The sequence below is a fragment of the Yoonia sp. R2331 genome (assembly GCF_041103235.1).
In the GTDB taxonomy this organism is placed as follows: domain Bacteria; phylum Pseudomonadota; class Alphaproteobacteria; order Rhodobacterales; family Rhodobacteraceae; genus CANMYO01.
Map to the genome: position 1 here is coordinate 623724 of NZ_JBGCUN010000001.1, position 20717 is coordinate 644440.

22 protein-coding genes and 1 tRNA gene are annotated in these 20717 nt (G+C 61.2%); 11 read left to right on the forward strand and 12 right to left on the reverse strand.

Features of this window, described 5'->3' with window-relative positions; genetic code table 11:
• The first annotated feature begins 146 nt into the window (after positions 1 to 146).
• From AB3Y40_RS03105 to tdh, 3 genes are all read left to right on the forward strand, one after another.
• Entirely contained in the window at positions 147 to 713 is a 567-nt protein-coding gene (locus AB3Y40_RS03105; RefSeq protein WP_369437343.1) for a helix-turn-helix domain-containing protein, read from the forward strand.
• Positions 714 to 796: 83 nt separating this feature from the next.
• Entirely contained in the window at positions 797 to 1999 is a 1203-nt protein-coding gene (locus tag AB3Y40_RS03110) for a glycine C-acetyltransferase (RefSeq protein WP_369437344.1), read from the forward strand.
• Positions 1996 to 3033 (forward strand): L-threonine 3-dehydrogenase, encoded by a 1038-nt coding sequence (gene tdh, locus AB3Y40_RS03115; RefSeq protein ID WP_369437345.1) that lies wholly within the window; start codon positions 1996 to 1998, stop codon positions 3031 to 3033. The genes AB3Y40_RS03110 and tdh overlap by 4 nt, the downstream gene beginning before the upstream one ends.
• 210 nt (positions 3034 to 3243) lie before the next feature.
• Here the strand turns inward: tdh and AB3Y40_RS03120 are convergent, their stop codons facing one another.
• From AB3Y40_RS03120 to ttcA, 7 genes are all read right to left on the reverse strand, one after another.
• A complete protein-coding gene (locus AB3Y40_RS03120) occupies positions 3244 to 3735 on the reverse strand; it encodes a SixA phosphatase family protein (protein WP_369437346.1) in 492 nt (163 codons plus the stop codon).
• A complete protein-coding gene (locus AB3Y40_RS03125; protein WP_369437347.1) occupies positions 3732 to 4355 on the reverse strand; it encodes a ferredoxin in 624 nt (207 codons plus the stop codon). Before AB3Y40_RS03125 ends, AB3Y40_RS03120 begins: the two co-directional genes overlap by 4 nt.
• A 46-nt stretch (positions 4356 to 4401) precedes the next feature.
• Entirely contained in the window at positions 4402 to 5289 is an 888-nt protein-coding gene (argB, locus tag AB3Y40_RS03130) for an acetylglutamate kinase (protein WP_369437348.1), read from the reverse strand.
• Positions 5286 to 5936: a ribosome biogenesis GTP-binding protein YihA/YsxC gene (gene yihA, locus AB3Y40_RS03135; RefSeq protein WP_369437349.1), complete on the reverse strand. Its 651-nt coding sequence runs from the start codon at positions 5934 to 5936 to the stop codon at positions 5286 to 5288. Before yihA ends, argB begins: the two co-directional genes overlap by 4 nt.
• Complete coding sequence (locus tag AB3Y40_RS03140; protein ID WP_369437350.1) at positions 5936 to 6685, reverse strand: MOSC domain-containing protein; 750 nt, start codon at positions 6683 to 6685, stop codon at positions 5936 to 5938. Before AB3Y40_RS03140 ends, yihA begins: the two co-directional genes overlap by 1 nt.
• Positions 6682 to 8499 (reverse strand): membrane protein insertase YidC, encoded by a 1818-nt coding sequence (yidC, locus tag AB3Y40_RS03145; protein ID WP_369437351.1) that lies wholly within the window; start codon positions 8497 to 8499, stop codon positions 6682 to 6684. The genes AB3Y40_RS03140 and yidC overlap by 4 nt, the downstream gene beginning before the upstream one ends.
• Positions 8500 to 8560: 61 nt before the next feature.
• Positions 8561 to 9406: a tRNA 2-thiocytidine(32) synthetase TtcA gene (gene ttcA, locus AB3Y40_RS03150; protein WP_369437352.1), complete on the reverse strand. Its 846-nt coding sequence runs from the start codon at positions 9404 to 9406 to the stop codon at positions 8561 to 8563.
• Between the two features lie 93 nt (positions 9407 to 9499).
• Here ttcA and AB3Y40_RS03155 point away from each other — a divergent pair, with 93 nt between their 5' ends.
• Together AB3Y40_RS03155 and AB3Y40_RS03160 are read left to right on the forward strand one after the other, a co-directional pair.
• Entirely contained in the window at positions 9500 to 10036 is a 537-nt protein-coding gene (locus tag AB3Y40_RS03155; RefSeq protein ID WP_369437353.1) for a DUF3833 family protein, read from the forward strand.
• A 57-nt stretch (positions 10037 to 10093) separates the two neighbouring features.
• Complete coding sequence (locus AB3Y40_RS03160; protein ID WP_369437354.1) at positions 10094 to 11014, forward strand: alpha/beta hydrolase; 921 nt, start codon at positions 10094 to 10096, stop codon at positions 11012 to 11014.
• Here the strand turns inward: AB3Y40_RS03160 and yidD are convergent.
• Genes yidD through rpmH form a run of 3 tightly spaced genes read right to left on the reverse strand, consistent with a single transcriptional unit; the run spans position 11011 to position 11764 of the window.
• A complete protein-coding gene (gene yidD, locus AB3Y40_RS03165; protein ID WP_369437355.1) occupies positions 11011 to 11232 on the reverse strand; it encodes a membrane protein insertion efficiency factor YidD in 222 nt (73 codons plus the stop codon). The genes AB3Y40_RS03160 and yidD overlap by 4 nt on opposite strands.
• Positions 11229 to 11615 carry a ribonuclease P protein component gene (rnpA, locus tag AB3Y40_RS03170; RefSeq protein WP_369437356.1) on the reverse strand — a complete coding sequence of 129 codons (387 nt, stop codon included), beginning with the start codon at positions 11613 to 11615 and terminating at the stop codon, positions 11229 to 11231. Before rnpA ends, yidD begins: the two co-directional genes overlap by 4 nt.
• A 14-nt stretch (positions 11616 to 11629) precedes the next feature.
• Positions 11630 to 11764: a 50S ribosomal protein L34 gene (gene rpmH, locus AB3Y40_RS03175; protein ID WP_008231458.1), complete on the reverse strand. Its 135-nt coding sequence runs from the start codon at positions 11762 to 11764 to the stop codon at positions 11630 to 11632.
• A gap of 283 nt (positions 11765 to 12047) precedes the next feature.
• Here rpmH and AB3Y40_RS03180 point away from each other — a divergent pair, with 283 nt between their 5' ends.
• The 6 genes from AB3Y40_RS03180 to AB3Y40_RS03205 all read left to right on the forward strand — a co-directional run bounded on the left by AB3Y40_RS03180 (position 12048) and on the right by AB3Y40_RS03205 (position 18565).
• Positions 12048 to 12773 (forward strand): TVP38/TMEM64 family protein, encoded by a 726-nt coding sequence (locus AB3Y40_RS03180; RefSeq protein WP_369437357.1) that lies wholly within the window; start codon positions 12048 to 12050, stop codon positions 12771 to 12773.
• A 3-nt stretch (positions 12774 to 12776) separates the two neighbouring features.
• Complete coding sequence (locus tag AB3Y40_RS03185; protein WP_369437358.1) at positions 12777 to 14195, forward strand: dihydrolipoyl dehydrogenase family protein; 1419 nt, start codon at positions 12777 to 12779, stop codon at positions 14193 to 14195.
• Positions 14196 to 14209: 14 nt separating this feature from the next.
• Positions 14210 to 15607, forward strand: a complete 1398-nt coding sequence (locus AB3Y40_RS03190; protein ID WP_369437359.1) for a sensor histidine kinase — start codon at positions 14210 to 14212, stop codon at positions 15605 to 15607.
• Positions 15608 to 15661: 54 nt separating this feature from the next.
• Positions 15662 to 15738, forward strand: a tRNA-Arg gene (locus AB3Y40_RS03195).
• Between the two features lie 311 nt (positions 15739 to 16049).
• On the forward strand, positions 16050 to 16913 hold the full coding sequence (locus AB3Y40_RS03200; protein ID WP_369437360.1) for a bile acid:sodium symporter family protein: 864 nt from the start codon (positions 16050 to 16052) through the stop codon (positions 16911 to 16913).
• On the forward strand, positions 16910 to 18565 hold the full coding sequence (locus AB3Y40_RS03205; RefSeq protein WP_369437361.1) for an FAD-binding dehydrogenase: 1656 nt from the start codon (positions 16910 to 16912) through the stop codon (positions 18563 to 18565). Before AB3Y40_RS03200 ends, AB3Y40_RS03205 begins: the two co-directional genes overlap by 4 nt.
• On the opposite strand, the gene AB3Y40_RS03210 is transcribed toward AB3Y40_RS03205, so the two are convergent.
• Together AB3Y40_RS03210 and AB3Y40_RS03215 are read right to left on the reverse strand one after the other, a co-directional pair.
• Entirely contained in the window at positions 18562 to 19230 is a 669-nt protein-coding gene (locus AB3Y40_RS03210) for a hypothetical protein (protein WP_369437362.1), read from the reverse strand. The two genes, AB3Y40_RS03205 and AB3Y40_RS03210, sit on opposite strands and share 4 nt — an antisense overlap.
• A complete protein-coding gene (locus AB3Y40_RS03215; RefSeq protein ID WP_369437363.1) occupies positions 19227 to 20663 on the reverse strand; it encodes a PucC family protein in 1437 nt (478 codons plus the stop codon). The genes AB3Y40_RS03210 and AB3Y40_RS03215 overlap by 4 nt, the downstream gene beginning before the upstream one ends.
• Between the last annotated feature and the right edge of the window lie 54 nt (positions 20664 to 20717).

Sequence of the window (20717 nt, forward strand, 5' to 3'; positions counted from 1 at the left end):
GTCTGGCGCAAATTGCTTTTTGCTTTCGCAGGGCCAATTTGGACGACACTTAATAAGCTGGGCTGATCGTTGGGTTTGCTTGACGACCGGAACGAATGGTTCCAACACATAAAGTGCCAAAACAACGAAGAGAAAGGCGCCGCCTCATGTCTCCGAAACCGGAAATCGCACTCCGCCTTGCTTCTCGATTGAAGGCAGAGCGGACAGCAAAGGGGCTCAGTCTGGACGCTCTGGCAAAGTTGTCTGGCGTGTCCCGGTCGATGCTGTCGCAGATCGAACGCGGCGAATCCAGCCCGACAGTGGCCAGTCTTTGGAACCTCACACGTGCTTTGAATGTCGACTTCGCTGAATTGCTGGACGTGCCAGATGGCGGCACCGGTCCAATCCTGGACGTCGTGCGCGCCGAAAACACGCCCGTGATTAACAACAAATCGGCCAAGTGCCTTGTCCGCATCCTCAGCGCGCCTGACGATGTCGGCGATACCGAGATCTACGATATCCACTTTGACGTCGGGGCCTGCCTCGACAGTTCTGCGCATAAAAGTGGCTGTGTCGAAGCAATCACCGTCCTGGACGGGGTGCTTGAGATTACATCCAACGGCGTGAGTGAACGTGCGGGTAAAGGTGATACCATCCGCTATGTGGCCGATCAGGATCATGCCATCCGGGCACCAAAAAAGGCACGCGCGATATTGGTCGTCAAGAACGCATGATATCCACAATTTCGGATTCTTATCCATTATATTGACATGCGGCCGTTTTGGCGGATATGCCTCCGTTAAACGGGAGGTTGCGCATGACACTTCAATATCTTGACCACATCAGAACCACGCTGGACGGCATCGAAGCCGATGGACTGCTCAAGACTGAACGCAACATCACGTCTCCGCAAGGCGGCAGCATCATGGTTGATAAAGGTGGCAAGGCGCCTGTGCGTATGGTCAACCTATGCGCCAACAATTATCTGGGGCTGGCAGATGATGCGCGCCTGATTGCAGCCGCCAAAGGGGCGATGGACAGCCACGGGTTCGGCATGGCGTCGGTGCGCTTTATCTGTGGCGCGCAGGATATCCACCGCAGGCTGGAAACGAAGCTGGCGAAATACTTGGGCAAGGATGATGCGATCCTGTTTGCCGCCTGTTTTGACGCCAACGGCGGCTTGTTTGAACCGCTTCTCGGCCCCGAAGACGCGATCATCTCCGACAGTCTGAACCACGCTTCGATCATTGATGGCATCCGGCTCTGCAAGGCAAAGCGCTATCGTTACGCCAATTCCGATATGGCGGATCTAGAGGCGCAGTTGCAGCAGGCCCAGAAGGATGGCGCGCGGTTTATCATGATCGCCACCGACGGTGTGTTTTCCATGGACGGCTACCTAGCAAAACTGCCCGAGATCGTCGCGCTGGGCGAACAATACAACGCCCTTGTGATGGTCGATGACTGCCATGCGACGGGCTTCATGGGACCAAAGGGCGCAGGCACGCCTGCGCATTTCGGGGTCGATGTCGATATTCTGACAGGGACGCTGGGCAAAGCACTTGGCGGTGCCTTGGGCGGCTATATCGCAGGGCCGCAAGCGGTCATTGACCTGTTGCGTCAGCGCGCGCGGCCCTACTTGTTCTCGAATTCTTTGCCGCCGTCGATTGTTGCCGCAGGGATTGAGGCCCTGAATATCGTCGCGGCGGGGGACGCCCTGCGCAGCCGGTTGTTTGAAAATGCGGCCTATTGGCGTGAAGGGCTGACAGCGCTTGGGTTTACCCTGCAACCGGGTGAACACCCGATCATTCCGGTGATGCTCGGGGACGCAAACCTCGCCCAAAGCATGGCCGCACATCTGAATGAAAACGGGGTTTTTGTCGCAGGTTTCTTTTACCCCGTGGTCCCAAAGGGCCAGGCGCGGATACGCACCCAGATGAGCAGCGCGCTCACCCGCGATGACCTCGATTTTGCGTTGGATGCCTTTGAAAAGGCCGGGCGCGCGACGGGGGCTTTGGCATGAGCAATCTGATGAAGGCGTTGGCGAAAACCAAACCCCAAGAAGGGCTTTGGATGCAGCACGCGCCTGTGCCCGAAATCGGCCCCGATGATGTGCTGATCAAGATCAACAAGACCGGCATTTGCGGCACGGATATTCACATCTGGAACTGGGATGACTGGGCGCGCAAGACCGTTCCGCTGAATTTGATCACAGGGCATGAGTTCGCCGGTGAGATTGTTGAGCTGGGCAAGAACGTCCGTGATCTGACCCTTGGCCAACGCTGTTCCGGCGAAGGGCATTTGATCGGCAAGGAAAGCCGCCAGTCGCGGGCGGGCAAGTTTCACCTTGATCCCGACACGCGCGGGATCGGCGTCAACGAACAGGGCGCCTTTGCGCAATACCTGCGCTTGCCGGCCTTTAACGTGGTGCCACTGCCGGACGACATCAGCGACGACATCGGCGCGATCCTTGATCCGTTGGGAAACGCTGTGCACACCGCCCTGTCCTTTGATTTGTTGGGCGAGGATGTGTTGGTCACGGGCGCAGGTCCTATCGGGATCATGGCCGCCGCCGTGGCCCGGCATGCAGGTGCGCGCCACGTCGTGATTACGGACGTGAACGCGGACCGTCTGGCACTTGCCGCGCAAGTGGCCGACGTGGTGCCGGTGAATGTCACGACAGAAAACCTGAACGATGTCATCGCGCGTCTGGGGCTGCGCCAGGGGTTTGATGTCGGGTTGGAAATGTCCGGCAATCAGGCGGCCCTGGATCAGATGGTCGAAGCGATGGTGATGGGCGGACGCATCGCACTCTTGGGGATTCCACCGGGCAAATCGCCTGTGGATTGGTCGCGCATCGTGTTCAAGGCGCTCACGCTCAAAGGCGTCTATGGCCGAGAGATATTCGAGACTTGGTACAAGATGATTGCCATGCTGCAAAACGGTTTGGACGTCAGCGGCGTGATCACTCACCGGTTCCCCATCGACGACTACCAAGCCGGTTTTGAAACCATGAAGGCAGGCTCCAGCGGCAAAGTGGTTCTCGACTGGACCTAAACGGCAATACGCAAGGATCCCCACCCATGGAATACATCAGCACAGGCGGCGGGGCACCGGCGTAGACCTTCAAAAAAGCTCTGCTTGTCGGGCTGCGGGGGAAGGTGGGCACTACGTTCCGCGCGGGGCCAACAGCGGCGCAAAGGCAGAACCGGATTGAGGCTTTGATGCCAGACTTTCACGAAAGTTGCTGCGCCCGCAAACCGGACACTAGTCCACCAAATCGCGCGGCACGACGAAATCGACCAGATCGCCCGCTCCGGGCGCGATTGTATGGGGAAAGTCGATCACCGTCGTGGCACATGTCGGGTAGTCGCTGAACCGGTGGTGCGCGGGCCTTTGGGCGACCAGACCACTGGCGGCCATGCCGATGCCGGGGTTGTGGCCGATCACGGCGACGCTGCCCGCATCCACGCGCGACACCAGATCAAGCACCGTGTCCGGGCTCGCGTGGTACAAAAGCGGCACCAGTTTCAGCACCGGCGGATCAGCAAACGCGGCCAGAACCCCCTCTGCGGTCTGTTGCGTTCGCGCCGCGTCGGAACACAGCACCACCTCGGGCACATAGCCCTTGGCCTGCAACCATTTCCCGATCGTCGCTGAGGCCTTGCGCCCCCGGTCTGTCAGCACCCTTTCGTGGTCATCGGCCATCGGGTCGTCCCAGCCGGATTTGGCGTGGCGGATCAGGATCAGACGGGTCACAGGAAGGCCTCCATATGGAATGCGGATTGGGCGGGCAGGCGGCGGTGCTGTCCCACCGGGCAGGCGCGGCGGGCCAGACAACCGCCGCTGCGGCAGTCGTGTCCTGCGGCAGCGCGAACATGCGCCTTGCAAGCGGCCACATCATAGCCGTCGGCAAAGGCATCCACCGGGCAGGCGGTCTTGCAAGGCTGGTGGCAGGCATCACAAGGACGCGCGGCCTTTGTCGCCGGGGCCGGTGCGTCCAGCACCAAGGCGCCGCGAAACGACACAAAAAGCCCTGCATCATTGTGCACCAAAAGTGAGATGGGCGAGGACCAGACCACACCGCAGCGCAGCGCCCAGCCGATGAACGGATGAAAGGGCGGCCCGCCAAAAGGGTAAACGGCCGTGGTTCCCAGTTGGGTCGCAACCGCGTCCAAGACCCGCTTTGACCACCTGTCCAGCGGGTCCGGCGCGCCGTCGCGGCATTCAGCACTGCCCGCGAACGTCTGCCAGAACCTTGGCTCATCGGGACCGATCAACACCAGCGACCTGCCGGACACGCCGTCATCCGGCCCAAGCGGGCAGCGGCCCAATGCGGTCAGCGCATATGGGGCAAGAAGGGTGGCAAGGTCGGTCACAGGCAGCAGCCTAAACCGCGCGCTTGGGCCGCGCCAGCACGAAGCGTCAGGTCGCGGGCGCGTCGTCCTTGGGCCTGCGGATGATCGACCCGGCCCCGTGTTCGGTGAAAAGCTCGATCAGGCAGGCATTCGGGATGCGCCCATCCAGAATGACGACCGCTCGGACACCATCTTCAATCGCCTTCAGCGCGGTTTCCGTCTTGGGGATCATCCCGCCTGCGATCACGCCCTTGTCGGTCAGGTCTCGGACCTGTTCAGGCGACAGCTGGGTCACAACCTCACCGCTGTCATCCTTGACGCCCGCCACATCCGTCAGCAGCAGCAAGCGGTCTGCTTTCAAAGCACCTGCAATGGCACCGGCGGCGGTGTCGCCGTTGACGTTGAAGGTTTCCAGCGGGTCCATGCCCGTGGCCACGGGGGCCACCACCGGGATGATGCCCGCATTGTAAAGGTCACGCAGCACCTGCACGTTCATCTCAATCGGACGTCCGACAAAGCCCAGTTCGGGGTCGTCGGCCTCGGCCACCATCAGGTCATCATCCTTGCCCGACAGACCCACCGCGCGGCCGCCTTCGTCCATGATCGCTTGCACGATGCGCTTGTTCACAAGGCCGGTCAGCACCATCTCGACCACTTCAACCGTGGCTTGATCGGTCACGCGCTTGCCCCGGATGAACTCGGATGTGATGCCCAGCTTGTCCAGCATCTCATTAATCATCGGCCCGCCGCCATGCACCACCACCGGGTTCATGCCAACCTGCCGCATCAGCACGATGTCGCGGGCAAACTCGGCCATCGCATCCGCGTCGCCCATGGCGTTGCCGCCGAATTTCACCACGACCACCGCGCCGGAATAGCGCTGCAAATAGGGCAGGGCCTCTGACAACGTGCGCGCGGTGGCGATCCAGTCCCGGTTCATCTGTTGCTTCCTCATCCTTCGATACCCGCGATCACCGCGCGCAAACTGGCGATCCCGTCGCCCTTTTCAGAACTTGTCAGGATCAGCTCTGGAAAGGCGGCGGGGTGTTTGGACAGCACTGCGCGGGTGCGGGCCAGCGCGTCGTCCAGGGCCTTGCCTTTGACCTTGTCGGTCTTGGTCATCACCACCTGGAACGTCACCGCCGCGCGGTCCAGCAGCGTCATGATCTCTTCGTCCACCGCCTTGGCCCCGTGGCGTGCGTCGATCAGCACAAAGACCCGCCGCAGCGTTTGCCGCCCGGACAGGTATTGCTTCAGCAGGCGCTGCCATTTGTCCACCACCGCGACCGGCGCATTGGCAAAGCCATAGCCCGGCACGTCGACCACATAGATGTCGCCTGCGGTGAAATAGTTGATCTCTTGCGTGCGCCCCGGCGTGTTGGAGGTACGCGCCAGCCCCTTGCGGCCGGTCAGCGCATTGATCAGGCTGGACTTGCCCACATTCGAGCGCCCGGCAAAGCAGACCTCTGTGCGGTCGGCAGGCGGCAGGCCGTTCATCGCCACCACACCTTTGAGGAATTCTGTCTCGCCCGCGAACAAAAGCCGCCCCTTTTCAAGGGCCGCTGCGTCGGGCGTTTCAATTTCGGGAAAACGCAGTTCCATCACAGCACCTTAACAGGGTCGCCGCAGGCAATGGGGCCGCCTTCAACCACCTCGGCGTAAATGCCAAAGTCCTGATGCCCAAAGGTGCCACTCAGCACGCCAAGCGTGTCCACATCGCGCTGCCCGCTCACCGGGTTGGCGGCGGTATGCAGGCACCGCCCGATCCGCTCGCGCACGGCCAGCCGCGCGCCGCCGATCTGCACTTCGCGCCCGATCCAATCATGCTCTTCCCAAGGGGCCAGCCCCTCCAGCCAGATGTTGCCGCGCCAGCGTTCGACCTCCAGATCGCCACCGGCGGCGGCGGCCACGGCTGCGTGGCTGGCGTGGTTCATGATGGAAATGCTGGGGTAGGGGCTGTCGGTCATGCCGCGGCTGCCGGATGTAACGACGGCCTTGGGTTTGACGCTGCTGGCCCGCGTCAGGGGTTCCACCCAGTTGAGGAATTGCACAGCGCCCGCCGGATCATCGGGACGAAACACGATCTCCCCCAGATCAGCATGATGCAGCTTGATCGCGCGGCTGTCTTCATCCAGTTCGGCCCAGATGCCCGCAAGTTGCGGCGTCCGTACACCGATCATGAAGTTGCGGCACGACGACCAATCGCTGCCGTCATGCTTGGTCAGATCATGGGTCACAGCCCAGTGCCGGTCCCATGGCATCGCTTGCCCCGCCACCAGCGTGACGTGCGTCAGCGCCTCGCGCCCGTGGCTTTTGATCGGGTGACGCCACAGGTTGGCGACGCTGGTCACTTCTTGTCCTTGGGCTTGGCCGCGTCATTGGCGGCTTTGGGTTCGCGCTTGAACGATTCCCGAATGTTGCCAAACAGGTCCGGCTTGGCCCCGTTCATCCGCATGATGGAATACTGCTGGATAAAGGTGATCACGTTGTTGGCAATCCAGTAGACGACCAGACCGCTGGCAAAGCTGCCCAGCATGAACATAAAGACCCAGGGCATCCAGGCAAAGATCATCTTTTGCGTCGGGTCCGTGGGCGCGGGGTTCAGCTTTTGCTGCAACCACATCGAGATACCCAACAGCAGCGGCAGAATACCGATAAACAGCAGCGCCATGATCGAACCGGGCTCGGGCGATCCCCAAGGGGCCAGACCGTAGAAGTTAAAGATTGACGACGGGTCAGGCGCGGACAAGTCCTTGATCCAGCCGAACCACGGGGCGTGGCGCAGTTCGATCGTGACAAAGATCACCTTGTAAAGGCTAAAGAAGATCGGGATTTGCAGCAGGATCGGCAAACAGCCAGAGGCCGGGTTCACCTTGTTATCCTTATAAAGCTTCATCATGCCCTGCTGCATCTTCTGGCGATCTTCGCCCGCACTTTCCTTCAGCTTTTCCATCTCGGGCTGAAGCTCTTTCATCTTCGCCATCGACACAAAAGACTTCCACGCCAGCGGCAGCACCAGCGCCTTGATGACCACGGTCAGCGCGATGATCGCCCAACCCATGTTGCCAATGATCAGGTTCAACTGATGCAGCAGCCAGAAAATCGGCTTGGTCAGGAAAAAGAACCAACCCCAGTCGATGCTATCAAGGAAACGGGTCACGCCCTCGCGTTCGTAATTGCGGATCGCTTCCCATTCCTTCGCACCCGCGAATAGCTGCGTGGTGACCGTCGTGCTGGCCCCTGCGGCCACGGTTTCAACCGGCATCACGGCTTCGGCCTGATAGATGTCGCGGCTTGGGAAATACTTTTGCACCGACCGGAACGGCGTCGCCTGATCGGGGATCAGGATCGTCTGCCAATAGTGATCGGTAAAGCCCAGCCAGCTTTCGGATGTGGTTTCAATCCGCTCGGCTGGCACCCGCTCGAATTCATTGACGCGCAAATCGACGATGTCGCTGTAATCATAGGATTCCAGCACGCCATCGGACATCTGCAACGGGCCTTCTTGCAGGATGAAAAAGTTCTTCATGTCCTGTGGCTCGCCATGACGGCGGATCAGACCATAGGGGCGCAGGCTGATCGGCGCGGTGCCGGTGTTTTCCACGCTTTGCGCAAAGGCAAACATGAAATCCGCGTCGACCGAAATCTCGGTGCGGAAAATCTGGCCTGCGCCATTGTCCCAGACCAACGTAACAGGCGTCTCAGGCGTCAACGTCTCGCCGCTTTCGACCGCCCAGACGGTATCGGGTCCGGGCACCGCGTCGATCCCATCCACACCGGCCCAGCCAAAGGTGGTGTAATAGGCGCTTGCCTCACCTTCGGGCTTCAGTAGCGTGACCGTGGGCGAACCATCATCAAGCGTTTCGTTGTATTGGGTCAGGGCCAATTCGTCGATCCGGCCACCCAGCAGCGAAATCGTTCCGGCAAACTGTGGCGTTTCAATCGCCAGACGCGGGGCATCTGCCACAGCAGGGGCCGCAGGCGCGGTTTCCGTGGCCGCCGTGGCACTTTCCACCGCTGGCACGCCCACATCGCCGGTCTGTTCCGTTGCAACCTCAGTCGGCGGATTCGTCACCTCTTCCGGCGGGAAAAGCCAGAACCAGATCAGAATAACCAGAAAGCTCAACGCGGTGGCGAGGATCAGGTTCTTGTTTTGCTCTTCCATCGAAACGGGCCGCCCATCTGTCCAAAAACGTGGGGTTTCTTCAACCCCTAAGCCCCAAAGGTCAAGGGCTTTCGGGCTCTTTGTCAGATAGGGTCAGACCCTGAAAATCAAAGAGTTTGGGGTCCAGAAGGTGGCTGGGCCGCGCATTCATCAGGCTGCGAAACATCACCTGCCGCCTGCCGGGGCTGTTTTTCTCCCAGCCATCAAGGATCTGCTTGACCTGCTGGCGCTGCAATCCGTCTTGCGAGCCGCAGAGATCACAAGGGATAATCGGGTAGTTCATGGCACTTGCAAACTTCTCGCAATCGGCTTCGGCCACATGCGCCAGCGGTCGGTAAAGGAACAGATCACCCTCTTCATTGACCAGCTTCGGCGGCATCGTCGCCAACCGCCCGCCGTGAAACAGGTTCATAAAGAAGGTTTCCAGAATATCGTCGCGGTGATGGCCCAGCACCACGGCAGAACAACCCTCTTCGCGCGCGATCCGATAAAGGTTGCCGCGCCGCAGCCGTGAACACAGCGCACAGAACGTCCGCCCCTCCGGCACCTTGTCCATGACGATGGAATAGGTGTCCTGATACTCGATCCGGTGCGGTACACCCATCTTGTCCAGAAATTCCGGCAAGACCGTCGCGGGAAAGCCCGGTTGTCCCTGATCCAGATTGCAGGCCAGCAATTCGACCGGCAGCAAGCCGCGCCACTTCAGCTCGTACAGGATCGCCAGCAGGGTATAGCTGTCCTTGCCGCCCGACAGGCACACCAGCCACCTCGCGTCGCGTTCGACCATGCCGTATTGCTCAACCGCCTCGCGCACGTTCGCCACAATGCGCTTGCGCAGCTTCTTGAACTCGGTGGTCTTGGGCGCACCGTGGAACAGGGGGTGTATGTCGTCAGCATCATCCAGCATGGGGGGCCTCTTACCCCGGCGCGACGCGCAATCAAAGCGGTTTTGACCTCTGGCACCCGGGCGCTACCTCCCCTTGCAACCGAAAGGACCAAAATGCGCCTGACCCTTGCCCTTTGCCTGACCCTGCTGGCCGCCTGCACGGGCAAGCCATCCTTTGATGACGCCAGCCTCGCCCCTGATCGCAAGCTGAACCTCGAAGAGTTCTTTGACGGCGAACTGGTGGCTTACGGACAGTTTCAGGACGTGCTGGGCACCGTGCGGCGCAGCTTTGTGGTCACGATCCAGGGGGATTGGGACGGGCAGCGCCTGCGCTTGGTCGAGGATTTCGTCTACGAAGACGGCGCCACCGAACAACGCATCTGGACCCTGACCAAAACCGGCCCCGACAGCTGGGAAGGCACCGCCCCCGGTGTCATCGGCACCGCCACCGGGGTGGAACAGGACAACCGCTTCAACTGGCAGTACGAGATCGACCTGCCGGTGCCCGCAGCTGATGGCACGGTTGAAGCCCTGCGTGTCACCTTTGACGACTGGATGTGGCTTTTGTCCGATGACCGGCTGCTCAATCGCGCTTACGTCAAACGGTTCGGCGTCGACATTGGGGACGTGATCATTTCGTTTGAAAAGTAGGGCCGATCATCTGCCCACCATGCTATCCTGTCCGCATTTGAACGACGGAGATTGGCAATGGAACATTTTTTCACCCGCCGTGCGCGCAGCAGCGACGGCAAGACTTTTGGCACAAAGCCGGGACTGACAACCGAATATGTGCGGGTCAGCCAGATTGGTCACAGCGGGTCAGCTGCCGCCGTGGTGTCCAAACAAAAGTGGGCGCAAGAGGTGCTCGGCTCCAGCCAGAACGGCCATGTGCTGGTCTTTGTGCATGGCTTCAACGTCAAACAGAATTTCTTTGTCAAAAGGCTGTCGAAGATCCGCCGGGGCTGCCAACTTGCGCACTTCAAAGGCGCTGTCGTGGGCTTTGACTGGCCCGCAAACGGCAACGTCTTTCACTACTATGATGACAGGCGCGACATGAAGAAAGTGTCCCGGCATCTGGTAACAGATGGCATCATGACCCTGCTGCGCGCGCGACCCACGGCCAAGATTCATATCCTCGCGCATTCAATGGGGGCTTATCTGACCGGTCTGTCGCTTGCGGCTGCAACCGGCACGCAGACCGAACGCACATTGGCGCGCCAGATCGGGCAGGTGATGTTTGTGGGGGCCGACAATGATCAGGTCTGGATGGGTCCGGGTGATTGGTGTGCGGAATCCGTGCGGCGCTGTAGCCGCCGGTTGACGCATTATCACTCGATCCACGATCAGGTGCTTGATATCTCGGGCAAGACCTTCAACATCGGCACCAAGCGTTCCGGTCAGCACGGTCTGCCGCATCCCGCAACCACCATTGTGCGGGACGTCAATTGCGCCCGGCGCTATCAGGCGCGCTATCCCGGCACGCCAGAAACAACGACCACGCACAATTGGTACTTTGATGATCCGCGCTTTTTTGCGGATGTGGTTGCGACGATGCATGGCGGTGGTACGGCGGGGATGGCAACGCGGCTGCCACTTGCCGACGGTCATCAGGAACTGCGCCCCACTTAATCGGGGACGTTATCAATCCCCGACCCGCCCCAGGGATGGCAGCGGCCAATGCGGCGCGCGGCCAGCCATGCACCTTTGATGCCGCCGTGCTTTTCCAGTGCCTCCAGCGCGTAGGCCGAACAGGTCGGTTGAAACCGGCAGCCGTGGCCGACCCAGGGCGATAGGATCAACCGATAGGCGCGCACCGGCAGGGCAAAGAGGCGGGCCAGTGGTGTCATCCGTGGATCTTCGCCAATGCGCGGATCAGATCAGCCTGCAATTGCGCAAAGGGCAGGGTGGCGGTGGCCCCCTGCCGCCCGACCAGCACATAATCCCAACCCGCGCGGCCATGCGCGGGCAGCACCAACCGCGCGACGTCCCGCAGGCGGCGCTTGGCGCGGTTGCGGGCGACGGCATTGCCGACTTTCTTGGAACAGGTGAATCCCACCCGGATGCCACCGCCATCGGCACGGTTGCGCCCCTGCAGGTGAATGCCGGGCGTACCATGCCGCTTGGCCTTGGAGGCAGCGACAAAATCGCCCCGCTTTTTGAGGACCTCCAGACAAACGGAAACCGCCGGCGGTCCATCGTTGTGGTCCACCGGCGGTTCCAACTCTGTCATTGCGCGGGGGGCGCTTATGCGCTCAGCTTGGCGCGGCCCTTGGCACGACGGTTGTTCAGGATCTTGCGGCCGGCTTTGGTGGCCATACGCGCGCGGAAACCGTGGCGGTTCTTGCGCACGCGGTTGGATGGTTGGAATGTCCGCTTCATGGCGTGTCTCCGGTTAAAGGGGCCAAACCCGGCAAGGGATTCGAGGCCCATCAGCAATTCAGACCTGCCGTTTAAGCGCAGCACCCGACCCTGTCAACGCCCCGCAGGTGCGGATTCTGCAACATTCGGGACTTTCTGCGCCTGCGAAATGTTACAGTTTGTGATCAATGCCCCTTGGGATCAGGCCCTCGCCATCAAGCGCGCGTGATCGCCCTATGCGGACCCTGCGCAATTGTCCATCTAAGGTCCAACCGAAACGATGTCCTGCGAGAAAGCCATGTCTATGTCCGATGCCCCCGCCCAAAACCCGATCTTACGGCGTCTGCCGCTGATCATCATCGCCGCTGTTGCGCTTTTTGGTGCAATCTTTCTGCGCGACTTTCTGTCGTTCGAGGCGCTGCGCGACAACCGCGAAACGCTGCTGACCTTCCGGGACAACAACTATGTGCTGACCGTTCTGGTGTTTATTGCGGCCTACGTCGCCATTGTCGCCTTTTCGCTGCCGGGGGCCACATTCGCCACACTGGCGGGCGGGTTCATGTTTGCCACCTTCCCCGGGGCGCTCTTCAACGTGGTCGGTGCCACCATCGGGGCCACGGCGATCTTTCTGGCCGCCCGCTGGGGCTTTGGTGAAAAGCTGGGGGCCAAGCTCGAAGGCTCTGACGGGCTGGTGAAAAAGATCAAGGACGGGATCGACGAAAACCAATGGTCGATGCTGTTCTCCATCCGTCTGATCCCGATTGTGCCGTTCTTCATGGCCAACCTTGTGCCGTCTTTCCTTGAGGTCCCGCTGCGCCGCTTTGTGATCTCGACCTTCCTTGGGATCATCCCCGGCACGGTCGTCTACACTTCTGTCGGTGCAGGTTTGGGCGAAGTTTTCGCCCGCGGTGAGACGCCAAACCTTGGCATTATCTTTGAATGGCACATCTTGTTGCCGATCCTGGGCCTTGCGGCGCTCTCGCTCTTGCCCATCGTGTTGAACGCCGTGCGCGGCAAGAAAGGTCTTTGATCCATGAACCGCATCAAAACAGATATCTGCGTCATCGGTGGCGGGTCGGGCGGTCTGTCCGTGGCCGCTGGGGCCGTGCAGATGGGGGCAAAGGTTGTCCTGCTGGAAGGCCACAAAATGGGCGGCGATTGCCTCAACTACGGCTGCGTGCCCTCCAAGGCCCTGATCGCCAGTGCCAAGCAGGCCCATGCCATGGGCCACGGCGCGAAATACGGTGTGGCGGATGCGGCCCCACAGGTCGACTATGCCGCCGCCAAGGACCACGTACATGACGTGATCGCCACCATCGCCCCCGTCGACAGCGTGGAACGGTTCGAAGGCCTTGGCGTGCATGTCATTCAGGAATTTGGCCGCTTTATCTCAAAAACCGAGGTACAGGCTGGTGACACGATCATCGAAGCGCGACGCTTTGTTGTGTCCACAGGCTCTGGCCCCTTTGTGCCGCCGATTGACGGCATTGAGGATGTAAAGGTCTACACCAACGAAGACATCTTTGATCTGCGCGAACGGCCTGACCACCTGATCGTTGTAGGCGGCGGACCCATCGGCATGGAAATGGCGCAGGCCCATGTGCGGCTGGGGTCAAAGGTCACCGTGATCGAAGGTGCCAAAGCGATGGGCAATGATGACCCAGAGATGGCCGCGATCGTGCTGGACAACCTGCGCGCCGAAGGGATCGAGATTGTCGAAGGCGCACAGGCCGAAAAGATCAGCGGCAAGGACGGGCAGATCACCGTCCACACCCCCGCCGGTGATTTTACCGGCAGTCACCTGCTGATGGCCGTGGGCCGCAAGGTCAACATCGACAAGCTTGACCTGGACAAGGGCGGTATCGCCCATGACCGCCGCGGGCTGAAAGTTGGCCCCGATCTGCGGTCCGTCACCAATAAAAAGGTCTACGCCGCAGGCGACGTGGCCGGTGGGCTGCAATTTACCCATGTGGCGGGGTACCACGCAGGCGTGCTGATCCGCTCGCTGCTTTTTGGCCTGCCGTCGAAGCAAAAGACCTCTCATATCCCCTGGGCCACCTATACCGACCCTGAACTGGCACAAGTGGGCCTGACAGAGGCGCAGGCCAAGTCGAAATATGGTACATCCCTTGAAGTCGTGCGCTTTGATTTCCACCACAACGACCGCCTGATTGCCGAACGCAAAAACAAGGGCCTTATCAAGGTGATGGTGGTCAAAGGCCGTCCCGTGGGGGCCTCGATTGTCGGTCACACGGCGGGCGAATTGATCGGCATGTGGGCGATGGCGATTGCCAACAACATGAAAATGTCGGCGATTGCCAATACCGTGCTACCTTACCCCACAATCAGTGAGGTTAACAAACGGGCAGCGGGGGCCTACTTTAGCCCCAGATTGTTTGAAAGCGATATGGTCAAGCGTGTGGTCGGTTTCGTCCAGCGCTGGATTCCATAAGGAAACGAGGCACGATGAACACCCTTTCAGGTCGATTTCTGATATTGACCATCATCTTCGTGATGTTGGCAGAGGTGTTCATCTTTGTCCCATCGGTTGCGCGTTTCCGGCAGGACTATCTGCTGGCGCGGCTGGAACGGGCGCAGATTGCTTCGCTCGCGCTGGAAGCCGACGACATGATCTCGCCCGCGCTCGAAGCAGAGCTGTTGAAGAACGCAGGCGTCTTCAACGTGGTCCTGCGCCGCGATGAGATTCGGCAGTTGGCGCTGGCCTCCCCGATCCCCTCGCCGATTTATCAGACCTACGACATGCGTGACCCCACCAGCATGACGCTGATTATGGATGCGATGCGCACCATTCTGGACGGCGAAGACCGGGTGATCCGGGTCATCGGCCACCCGGTGCAGGATGGCGGGCTGTTGATCGAAGTCACGATGATGCAATACCCCCTGCAAGAGGCGATGTGGGACTATGGCCGCAACGTCCTGATCCTGTCGGCGATCATCTCGATCATCACGGCCGGGCTGTTGTTCGTCGCCGTGCAGATGTTTCTGGTGCGCCCGATCAAGGGCGTTGTGGGCTCCATGCAGCGCTATGCCGCCGCCCCCGAAGATGCGCGCCGGATCATTGAGCCTCGGGCCGGCGTGCGCGAACTGCGCGACGCCGAAGAGGCCCTGCGCACCATGCAGACTGAACTCACCGGCTCGCTCAAGCAAAAGGACCGTCTGGCCCAGCTTGGCGGGGCCGTGGCCAAGGTCAGCCATGATCTGCGCAACATCCTGACCTCTGCCCAGCTCTTTACCGACCGTATCGAAAGCTCTGAAGATCCGCTGGTCAAACGCCTTGCGCCCAAGCTGGTGGGCTCGATCACCCGCGCGGTGAACCTGTGTGAAACCACGCTGGCCTTTGGCAAAGTCGATGAACCTGCGCCCGCGCTGACCCGCGTGAACCTCGCGCAAATCGTCAATGAGGTGATCGACAGCGAACGTCTTGCCGCAGGCGATTACGCCCTGTCTTTTGCCGAAGACGTGCCCGCCGGCATGACCCTGCGCGCTGATGGCGAACAATTGTTCCGGGTGATTTTCAACCTTGTGCGCAACGCCCGGCAAGCGATCATGGCCACCGGCAAACCGGGCGAGATTTGCATCAAAGGCTACGAGGATGACGGCGCGTGGTGGGTCACTGTCACCGACACCGGCCCCGGCCTGCCCGCCAAGGCGCGCGAACACCTGTTCCAGCCGTTTCAGGGCGGGGTGCGCAAGGGCGGTTCCGGCCTTGGCCTTGTGATCGCCGCCGATCTGGTGCGCGGCCACGGTGGACGTCTTGAACTGCAGCGCACCGACGATGACGGCACCACATTTGCCATCCAACTGCCCAAGGCTGATATGACGCTGGCACCTGCTGCCGAATAATTCCCAAATGGCACTTGCATCGCGCTGTCATGGGGTCTAAATCCCCCGATACGCGGATTGGTAGCTCAGTTGGATAGAGTACTTGACTACGAATCAAGGGGTCGGGGGTTCGAATCCTCCCCAGTCCGCCAAAGAATTCAAAGGCTTGGTGATTGATCACCAAGCCTTTTCTTTTGCCCAGATGACCGCAGTTCGCTTGCCCGTGCGGCAAAACCTTCGGGGTGCCGCCACGTCGGTTGCCCTGTCCTTTCGGCATCGCCGCGCTGCTCTTCACAGAATCGCTCAGTCCCCGCGGGTCCTTTGCGGGCCGCGCATTGCGCAGCCGCGTCTGCTGCACCGATATGCATCCTTTTTGGCCCCGCCGCCCGTCGCCATTGAAGCCCCGTTGCTTTGTCATGGCTGATGTGCTGCCTTGCAACAGAAGCTTTTGGGGGAAAGTCGCGTGGATACTCTGGTCAATGTCGTGCTGCCGCTGTCGCTGGCGATTATCATGCTCAGCCTTGGGATCGGCCTCACGGTCGGTGATTTCCGGCGCGTGGCAGAGCGGGGCTGGGTGTTTGCCGTCGGCGCACTTTGTCAGATCGCGTTGATCCCGGTGGTGGCCTATCTGGTAATCCTGATCTTTGGCCTCACCGGGGCCATGGCCGCAGGTGTGATGCTGCTGGCGTTTTGCCCCGGCGGGGTCACGTCGAACGTCGTCTCGCGGCTGGCAAACGGGGATGTGGCACTGTCGGTGTCACTGACCGCGCTGATGTCCCTGCTGTCGATTGTTACGGTGCCACTGCTGATCGGCTGGGCCGTGGTTCACTTTATGGGGGCGGACGCGCCCGAGGTCTCAGTGACTTCTATCGCGCTGGCAATGTTCCTGATCACCGCACTGCCCGTGGCTATCGGTATGGCGATCCGCGCCGCTGCCCCCGCCTTTGCGGACCGGGCAGAACCAAAGTTGCTGCTGCTGGCAAGCATCCTCTTTGTGCTGATCGTGCTGGCAGCGATTGCGGGCAATCAGGATCTCTTGGCCGACAACCTTGCCACGCTTGGCCCCGCGCTGGCGGTCCTGAATATTGTGACGATGTTGGCGGGGTTGCTGATCGCAGGGTGGTTGGGGCTGACATGGTCGGAACGCAAAACCATCTCGATCGAGGTTGGCATCCAGAACGGCACCCTTGGGATCACGCTGGCACCGATTATCGTCGGCGTATCCGGTGACATCCCCAGCATTGGCCTGCCGTCGGCAATCTACGGTTTGGTGATGTATGCCACGGCCATTCCCTTTGTGCTCTGGCTTAGGGGGCGCGCAGAATGACAGCCGATGTCGTCATTGTTGGGGCCGGTCTGGCAGGCCTTGTTGCCGCGGCAGAGCTGGGGGATCGCGGCAAATCAGTTGTGATCGTCGATCAGGAAGGCCCGCAAAATCTGGGTGGTCAGGCGCATTGGTCGCTGGGCGGGCTGTTCATGGTCGACACGCCGGAACAGCGCCGCATGGGGATTTCGGACAGCCATGATCTGGCGCTGAACGACTGGATGGGCTCGGCCCAATTCGACCGGCCAGAGGATGACTTGCCGCGCCAATGGGCCCGCGCCTACCTCGACTTCGCCACCGGAGAGATGCGCCCTTGGCTGCATGACATGGGGCTGCGCTGGTTCCCCGTGGTCGGCTGGGCGGAACGCGGCGGCAGTTTTGCCGATGGCCACGGCAATTCGGTGCCGCGCTTTCACATCACATGGGGCACCGGCCCCGGCGTGCTGGAACACTTCATCCGCCGCTGCAAGGACCACGCCGCCGCTGGACGCCTGACCTATCACTTCCGCCATCAGGTCAACCGGATCGAGATGCAGGATGGCGCGGCAGTGGGTGTCAGCGGATCGGTGCTGGCCGCCGATGACGCAGTGCAGGGCGCGGCCACTTCGCGCGATGTGACGGGCGATTTCCGCATTGATGCCGGTGCCGTGATCGTGGCCTCTGGCGGGATCGGTGGCAATTTTGAGATGATCCGCAAGGTCTGGCCCACCGACCGCCTTGGCCCGTGTCCTGCCAACCTGCTCTCTGGTGTGCCCGCCCATGTGGATGGCCGCATGATCGGCATTGCCGAACAGGCAGGCGGGCGGCTAATCAACAAGGATCGTCTGTGGTTCTATACCGAAGGCGTGCGTAACTGGGATCCGATCTGGCCCGCGCACGGCATCCGCATCCTGCCGGGGCCGTCCTCAATGTGGTTTGATGCGCGTGGCAACCGCTTTGCCCCGCCCGCGCTGCCGGGGTTTGACACCAACGGCACCTTCAAGGCGATCCTGAACTCCGGCCATGAATACAGCTGGTTCATTCTGACCCAAAAGGTCATCAAAAAGGAATTCGCGCTCTCTGGGTCGGAACAGAACCCGGACTTTACCTCTGGCAAATGGGCCGAGGTGATCAAACAGCGCCTTCTGTCCGGTGCGCGCGCCACCGACCCGGTCGAGGCGTTCAAGGAACACGGTGCCGACTTTGTCGTGGCCGACACGCTGCCCGAACTTGTGGCCCGCATGAATGCGCTGACCGGCGATGACCTGCTGGATGCCGCACAGTTGCACGCGCAGATCGCCGCGCGCGATGCGCAAGTTGATAACCCATTCAGCAAGGACGCGCAGATCATGGCAATCCATGCCGCGCGCAACTATCGCGGTGACAAGTTGATCCGCACCGCCAAGCCGCACAAGTTTCTGGACCCGCAAAACGGGCCGCTCATTGCGGTGCGGCTCAACCTCATCACCCGCAAGACGCTGGGCGGTCTACAGACCAACCTCGACAGTCAGATGCTGGACGGGCAGGGCGCCGCGATCCCCGGCCTCTTTGCCGTGGGCGAGGCGGCGGGCTTTGGCGGTGGCGGCTACCACGGCTACAACGCGCTAGAGGGTACGTTTCTGGGCGGCTGCATCTTCTCTGGCCGCGCCGCAGGGCGCAGCCAGTCGATTGGCTAGCTCACGGTCCGTGCGCCAAACAGGCGCGAGAACGGGAAGCCGCCGCCGGGGATCACCGATTTGCGGCGCGGCTTGGTCGACAACAGCTTTTGCGGCCAGAAGGCCCGCGACATATACCGCCCGCCACTGATGACAGAGGATTTGCGCGTCTTGGTCGAGATCAGCTTCATCGGCCAGAACGCCCGTGACATCCGGCGGCCACCGGCCATGACAGACCGTTTGCTGCGATGCGCCTTGAGCAGCGGGACACCGAACTCCGGCGTGATCGGCCCCTTTGGCCCCGGCACCGGCAGGGACAGGATGTGGGGGTGATCCTTTAGAATGCTGGGCGACTTGTCGGGCTGCGATGGGGCAAAATAATCATCCGTCACGGCACCTGCATCCAACGCGCCACGTCCGTCCAGAATGTCGCGGGTCAGCTGAGCTGCGCCCAGTGGCTTATAGGTGGTGCGCACCACCACCACCGCTAGGCCCGCCGCCAGCGCCTTGCCATAGGCGTCAATTGCCGATGGGTGCACCGTCGCGCGCTCCATCCGCTGCGCGGCGTCTTCGCCGGCAGTGATGACGTCACAGGCCCGCTTGGGGACACCTTTGAACAAAAGCCGGTCAACGGCGCTTTCGGCTGTGGCCTGATCCGGCATTAGGCGCGTGATAATCGTAGTCATGATGCCTCCATTCGGTTGCTCTGCGTCGGTGTTGTCTTGATCTCGGCTGGTTTTGCGACCCGGCGGGCCATCGGCAGGACCAGCACGATCGCGGCCAACAGGGCCAGCGCTTCGATGCTGAACACAACAGTATAGGGCGCATGTGCGGCACTTCCACTTGGCGCCTGCAAGCCTACGATGATGTCACGGACAATGCCCGCCAGTGCCACGCCGACACCTGCGGCTGTCGCTTGTGCCGCACCCCATGCGCCCAGTGCCAGACCAATCCGGTCCTTGGGCGCTGCGCGCATCATGGCGGTCAGGGTCGCATGGCCAAACAGCCCCGCACCCAGCCCCACCATAAAGGTGCCCAGCAGGAACACCGGCGTGCCGCCGCCCAATGCTGCAAGAATGATCGCGCCAAAGCCCGGCGCGCCAATGGCGGTGCCTGTCATGGCAAGGTTTTCCGGCGCGGTTGTGCCGCTCAGAAGTTTTGATGCGATGCCAAAACCCACCAACGTGCCGCTTGCAAACAGTGCGGTCAGCTTGGTGGTGTCCGCCACCGACAACCCCAGCACCTGCCCGCCATAAGGTTCCAGCAGCACATCGGCCATGCCAAAGCCAAAAGTGCCAAGGCAGATCACCGCCAGCAGGCGCATGATGCCTTTGGTCTGCGCCAGTTGCGTCCACGCGGCCTGAAAAGCCATCGGGCGGGCCGCTTTCATCTCTTGCGCGCGGGCGCGGCTGCGCGCCTCTTGCTTCCACATCGCGGCCAGGTTCAGCGCCACCGTGACCACCGCACTGCCCTGAATGACCTGAATCAGCCGTCCCGGCGTGTAGTTTTCCAGCAATGCGCCATAAATCAGCGCGCTGGCGACCATGCCCAGCAACAGCATCACATACATAAGCCCGACAACCTTGGGCTGGTCCTGCTCTCGCACCAGATCGGTGGCCAAGGCCAGCCCGACGGTCTGCACAATATGCACGCCCGCACCCACCAGCAGAAACGCCAGTGCAGCGGCACTCAGCCCGATCCAGCGGGGGGCATCTACGGCTTCTCCGTAGCCGGACAGCACCAACAGCGCGAAGGGCATGATGGCAAAGCCGCCAAACTGGCACAGCGTGCCTTTCCAGATGTAGGGAATACGCCGCAGGCCAAGGGCCGAGACGTGAATATCAGATTTGTAACCGATCAGCGTCCGAAACGGTGCAAAGACCAGCGGCAGCGCCAGCATTACCGCCACCAAGGTGGCAGGCACGGCCAGTTCAACGATCATCACGCGGTTCAGCGTGCCGACCAGCATCACCAGCGCCATGCCGACGGTCACCTGAAACAGCGACAGTCGCAGCAGCCGTGACAACGGCACCTCTGCGCTGGCCACATCCGCAAACGGCAAATACTTCGGCCCTAAAGCCGCCAGTTTTCGCGTGGCGAATGTGCGGTAGTCAAACATGTGGTGCCAGTCCTGTGGCCGCGCCCGGTTGGGTCTGCGGCCTCACTTGGAAAT

Coding starts and splice junctions, on each gene's coding strand:
- AB3Y40_RS03105 (WP_369437343.1), top strand. CDS start 147: ATGTCTCCGAAACCGGAAATCGCACTCCGCCTTGCTTCTCGATTGAAG.
- AB3Y40_RS03110 (WP_369437344.1), top strand. CDS start 797: ATGACACTTCAATATCTTGACCACATCAGAACCACGCTGGACGGCATC.
- tdh (WP_369437345.1), top strand. CDS start 1,996: ATGAGCAATCTGATGAAGGCGTTGGCGAAAACCAAACCCCAAGAAGGG.
- argB (WP_369437348.1), bottom strand. CDS start 5,289: ATGAGGAAGCAACAGATGAACCGGGACTGGATCGCCACCGCGCGCACG.
- yihA (WP_369437349.1), bottom strand. CDS start 5,936: ATGGAACTGCGTTTTCCCGAAATTGAAACGCCCGACGCAGCGGCCCTT.
- yidC (WP_369437351.1), bottom strand. CDS start 8,499: ATGGAAGAGCAAAACAAGAACCTGATCCTCGCCACCGCGTTGAGCTTT.
- ttcA (WP_369437352.1), bottom strand. CDS start 9,406: ATGCTGGATGATGCTGACGACATACACCCCCTGTTCCACGGTGCGCCC.
- AB3Y40_RS03155 (WP_369437353.1), top strand. CDS start 9,500: ATGCGCCTGACCCTTGCCCTTTGCCTGACCCTGCTGGCCGCCTGCACG.
- AB3Y40_RS03160 (WP_369437354.1), top strand. CDS start 10,094: ATGGAACATTTTTTCACCCGCCGTGCGCGCAGCAGCGACGGCAAGACT.
- yidD (WP_369437355.1), bottom strand. CDS start 11,232: ATGACACCACTGGCCCGCCTCTTTGCCCTGCCGGTGCGCGCCTATCGG.
- rnpA (WP_369437356.1), bottom strand. CDS start 11,615: ATGACAGAGTTGGAACCGCCGGTGGACCACAACGATGGACCGCCGGCG.
- rpmH (WP_008231458.1), bottom strand. CDS start 11,764: ATGAAGCGGACATTCCAACCATCCAACCGCGTGCGCAAGAACCGCCAC.
- AB3Y40_RS03180 (WP_369437357.1), top strand. CDS start 12,048: ATGTCCGATGCCCCCGCCCAAAACCCGATCTTACGGCGTCTGCCGCTG.
- AB3Y40_RS03185 (WP_369437358.1), top strand. CDS start 12,777: ATGAACCGCATCAAAACAGATATCTGCGTCATCGGTGGCGGGTCGGGC.
- AB3Y40_RS03190 (WP_369437359.1), top strand. CDS start 14,210: ATGAACACCCTTTCAGGTCGATTTCTGATATTGACCATCATCTTCGTG.
- AB3Y40_RS03205 (WP_369437361.1), top strand. CDS start 16,910: ATGACAGCCGATGTCGTCATTGTTGGGGCCGGTCTGGCAGGCCTTGTT.
- AB3Y40_RS03210 (WP_369437362.1), bottom strand. CDS start 19,230: ATGACTACGATTATCACGCGCCTAATGCCGGATCAGGCCACAGCCGAA.
- AB3Y40_RS03215 (WP_369437363.1), bottom strand. CDS start 20,663: ATGTTTGACTACCGCACATTCGCCACGCGAAAACTGGCGGCTTTAGGG.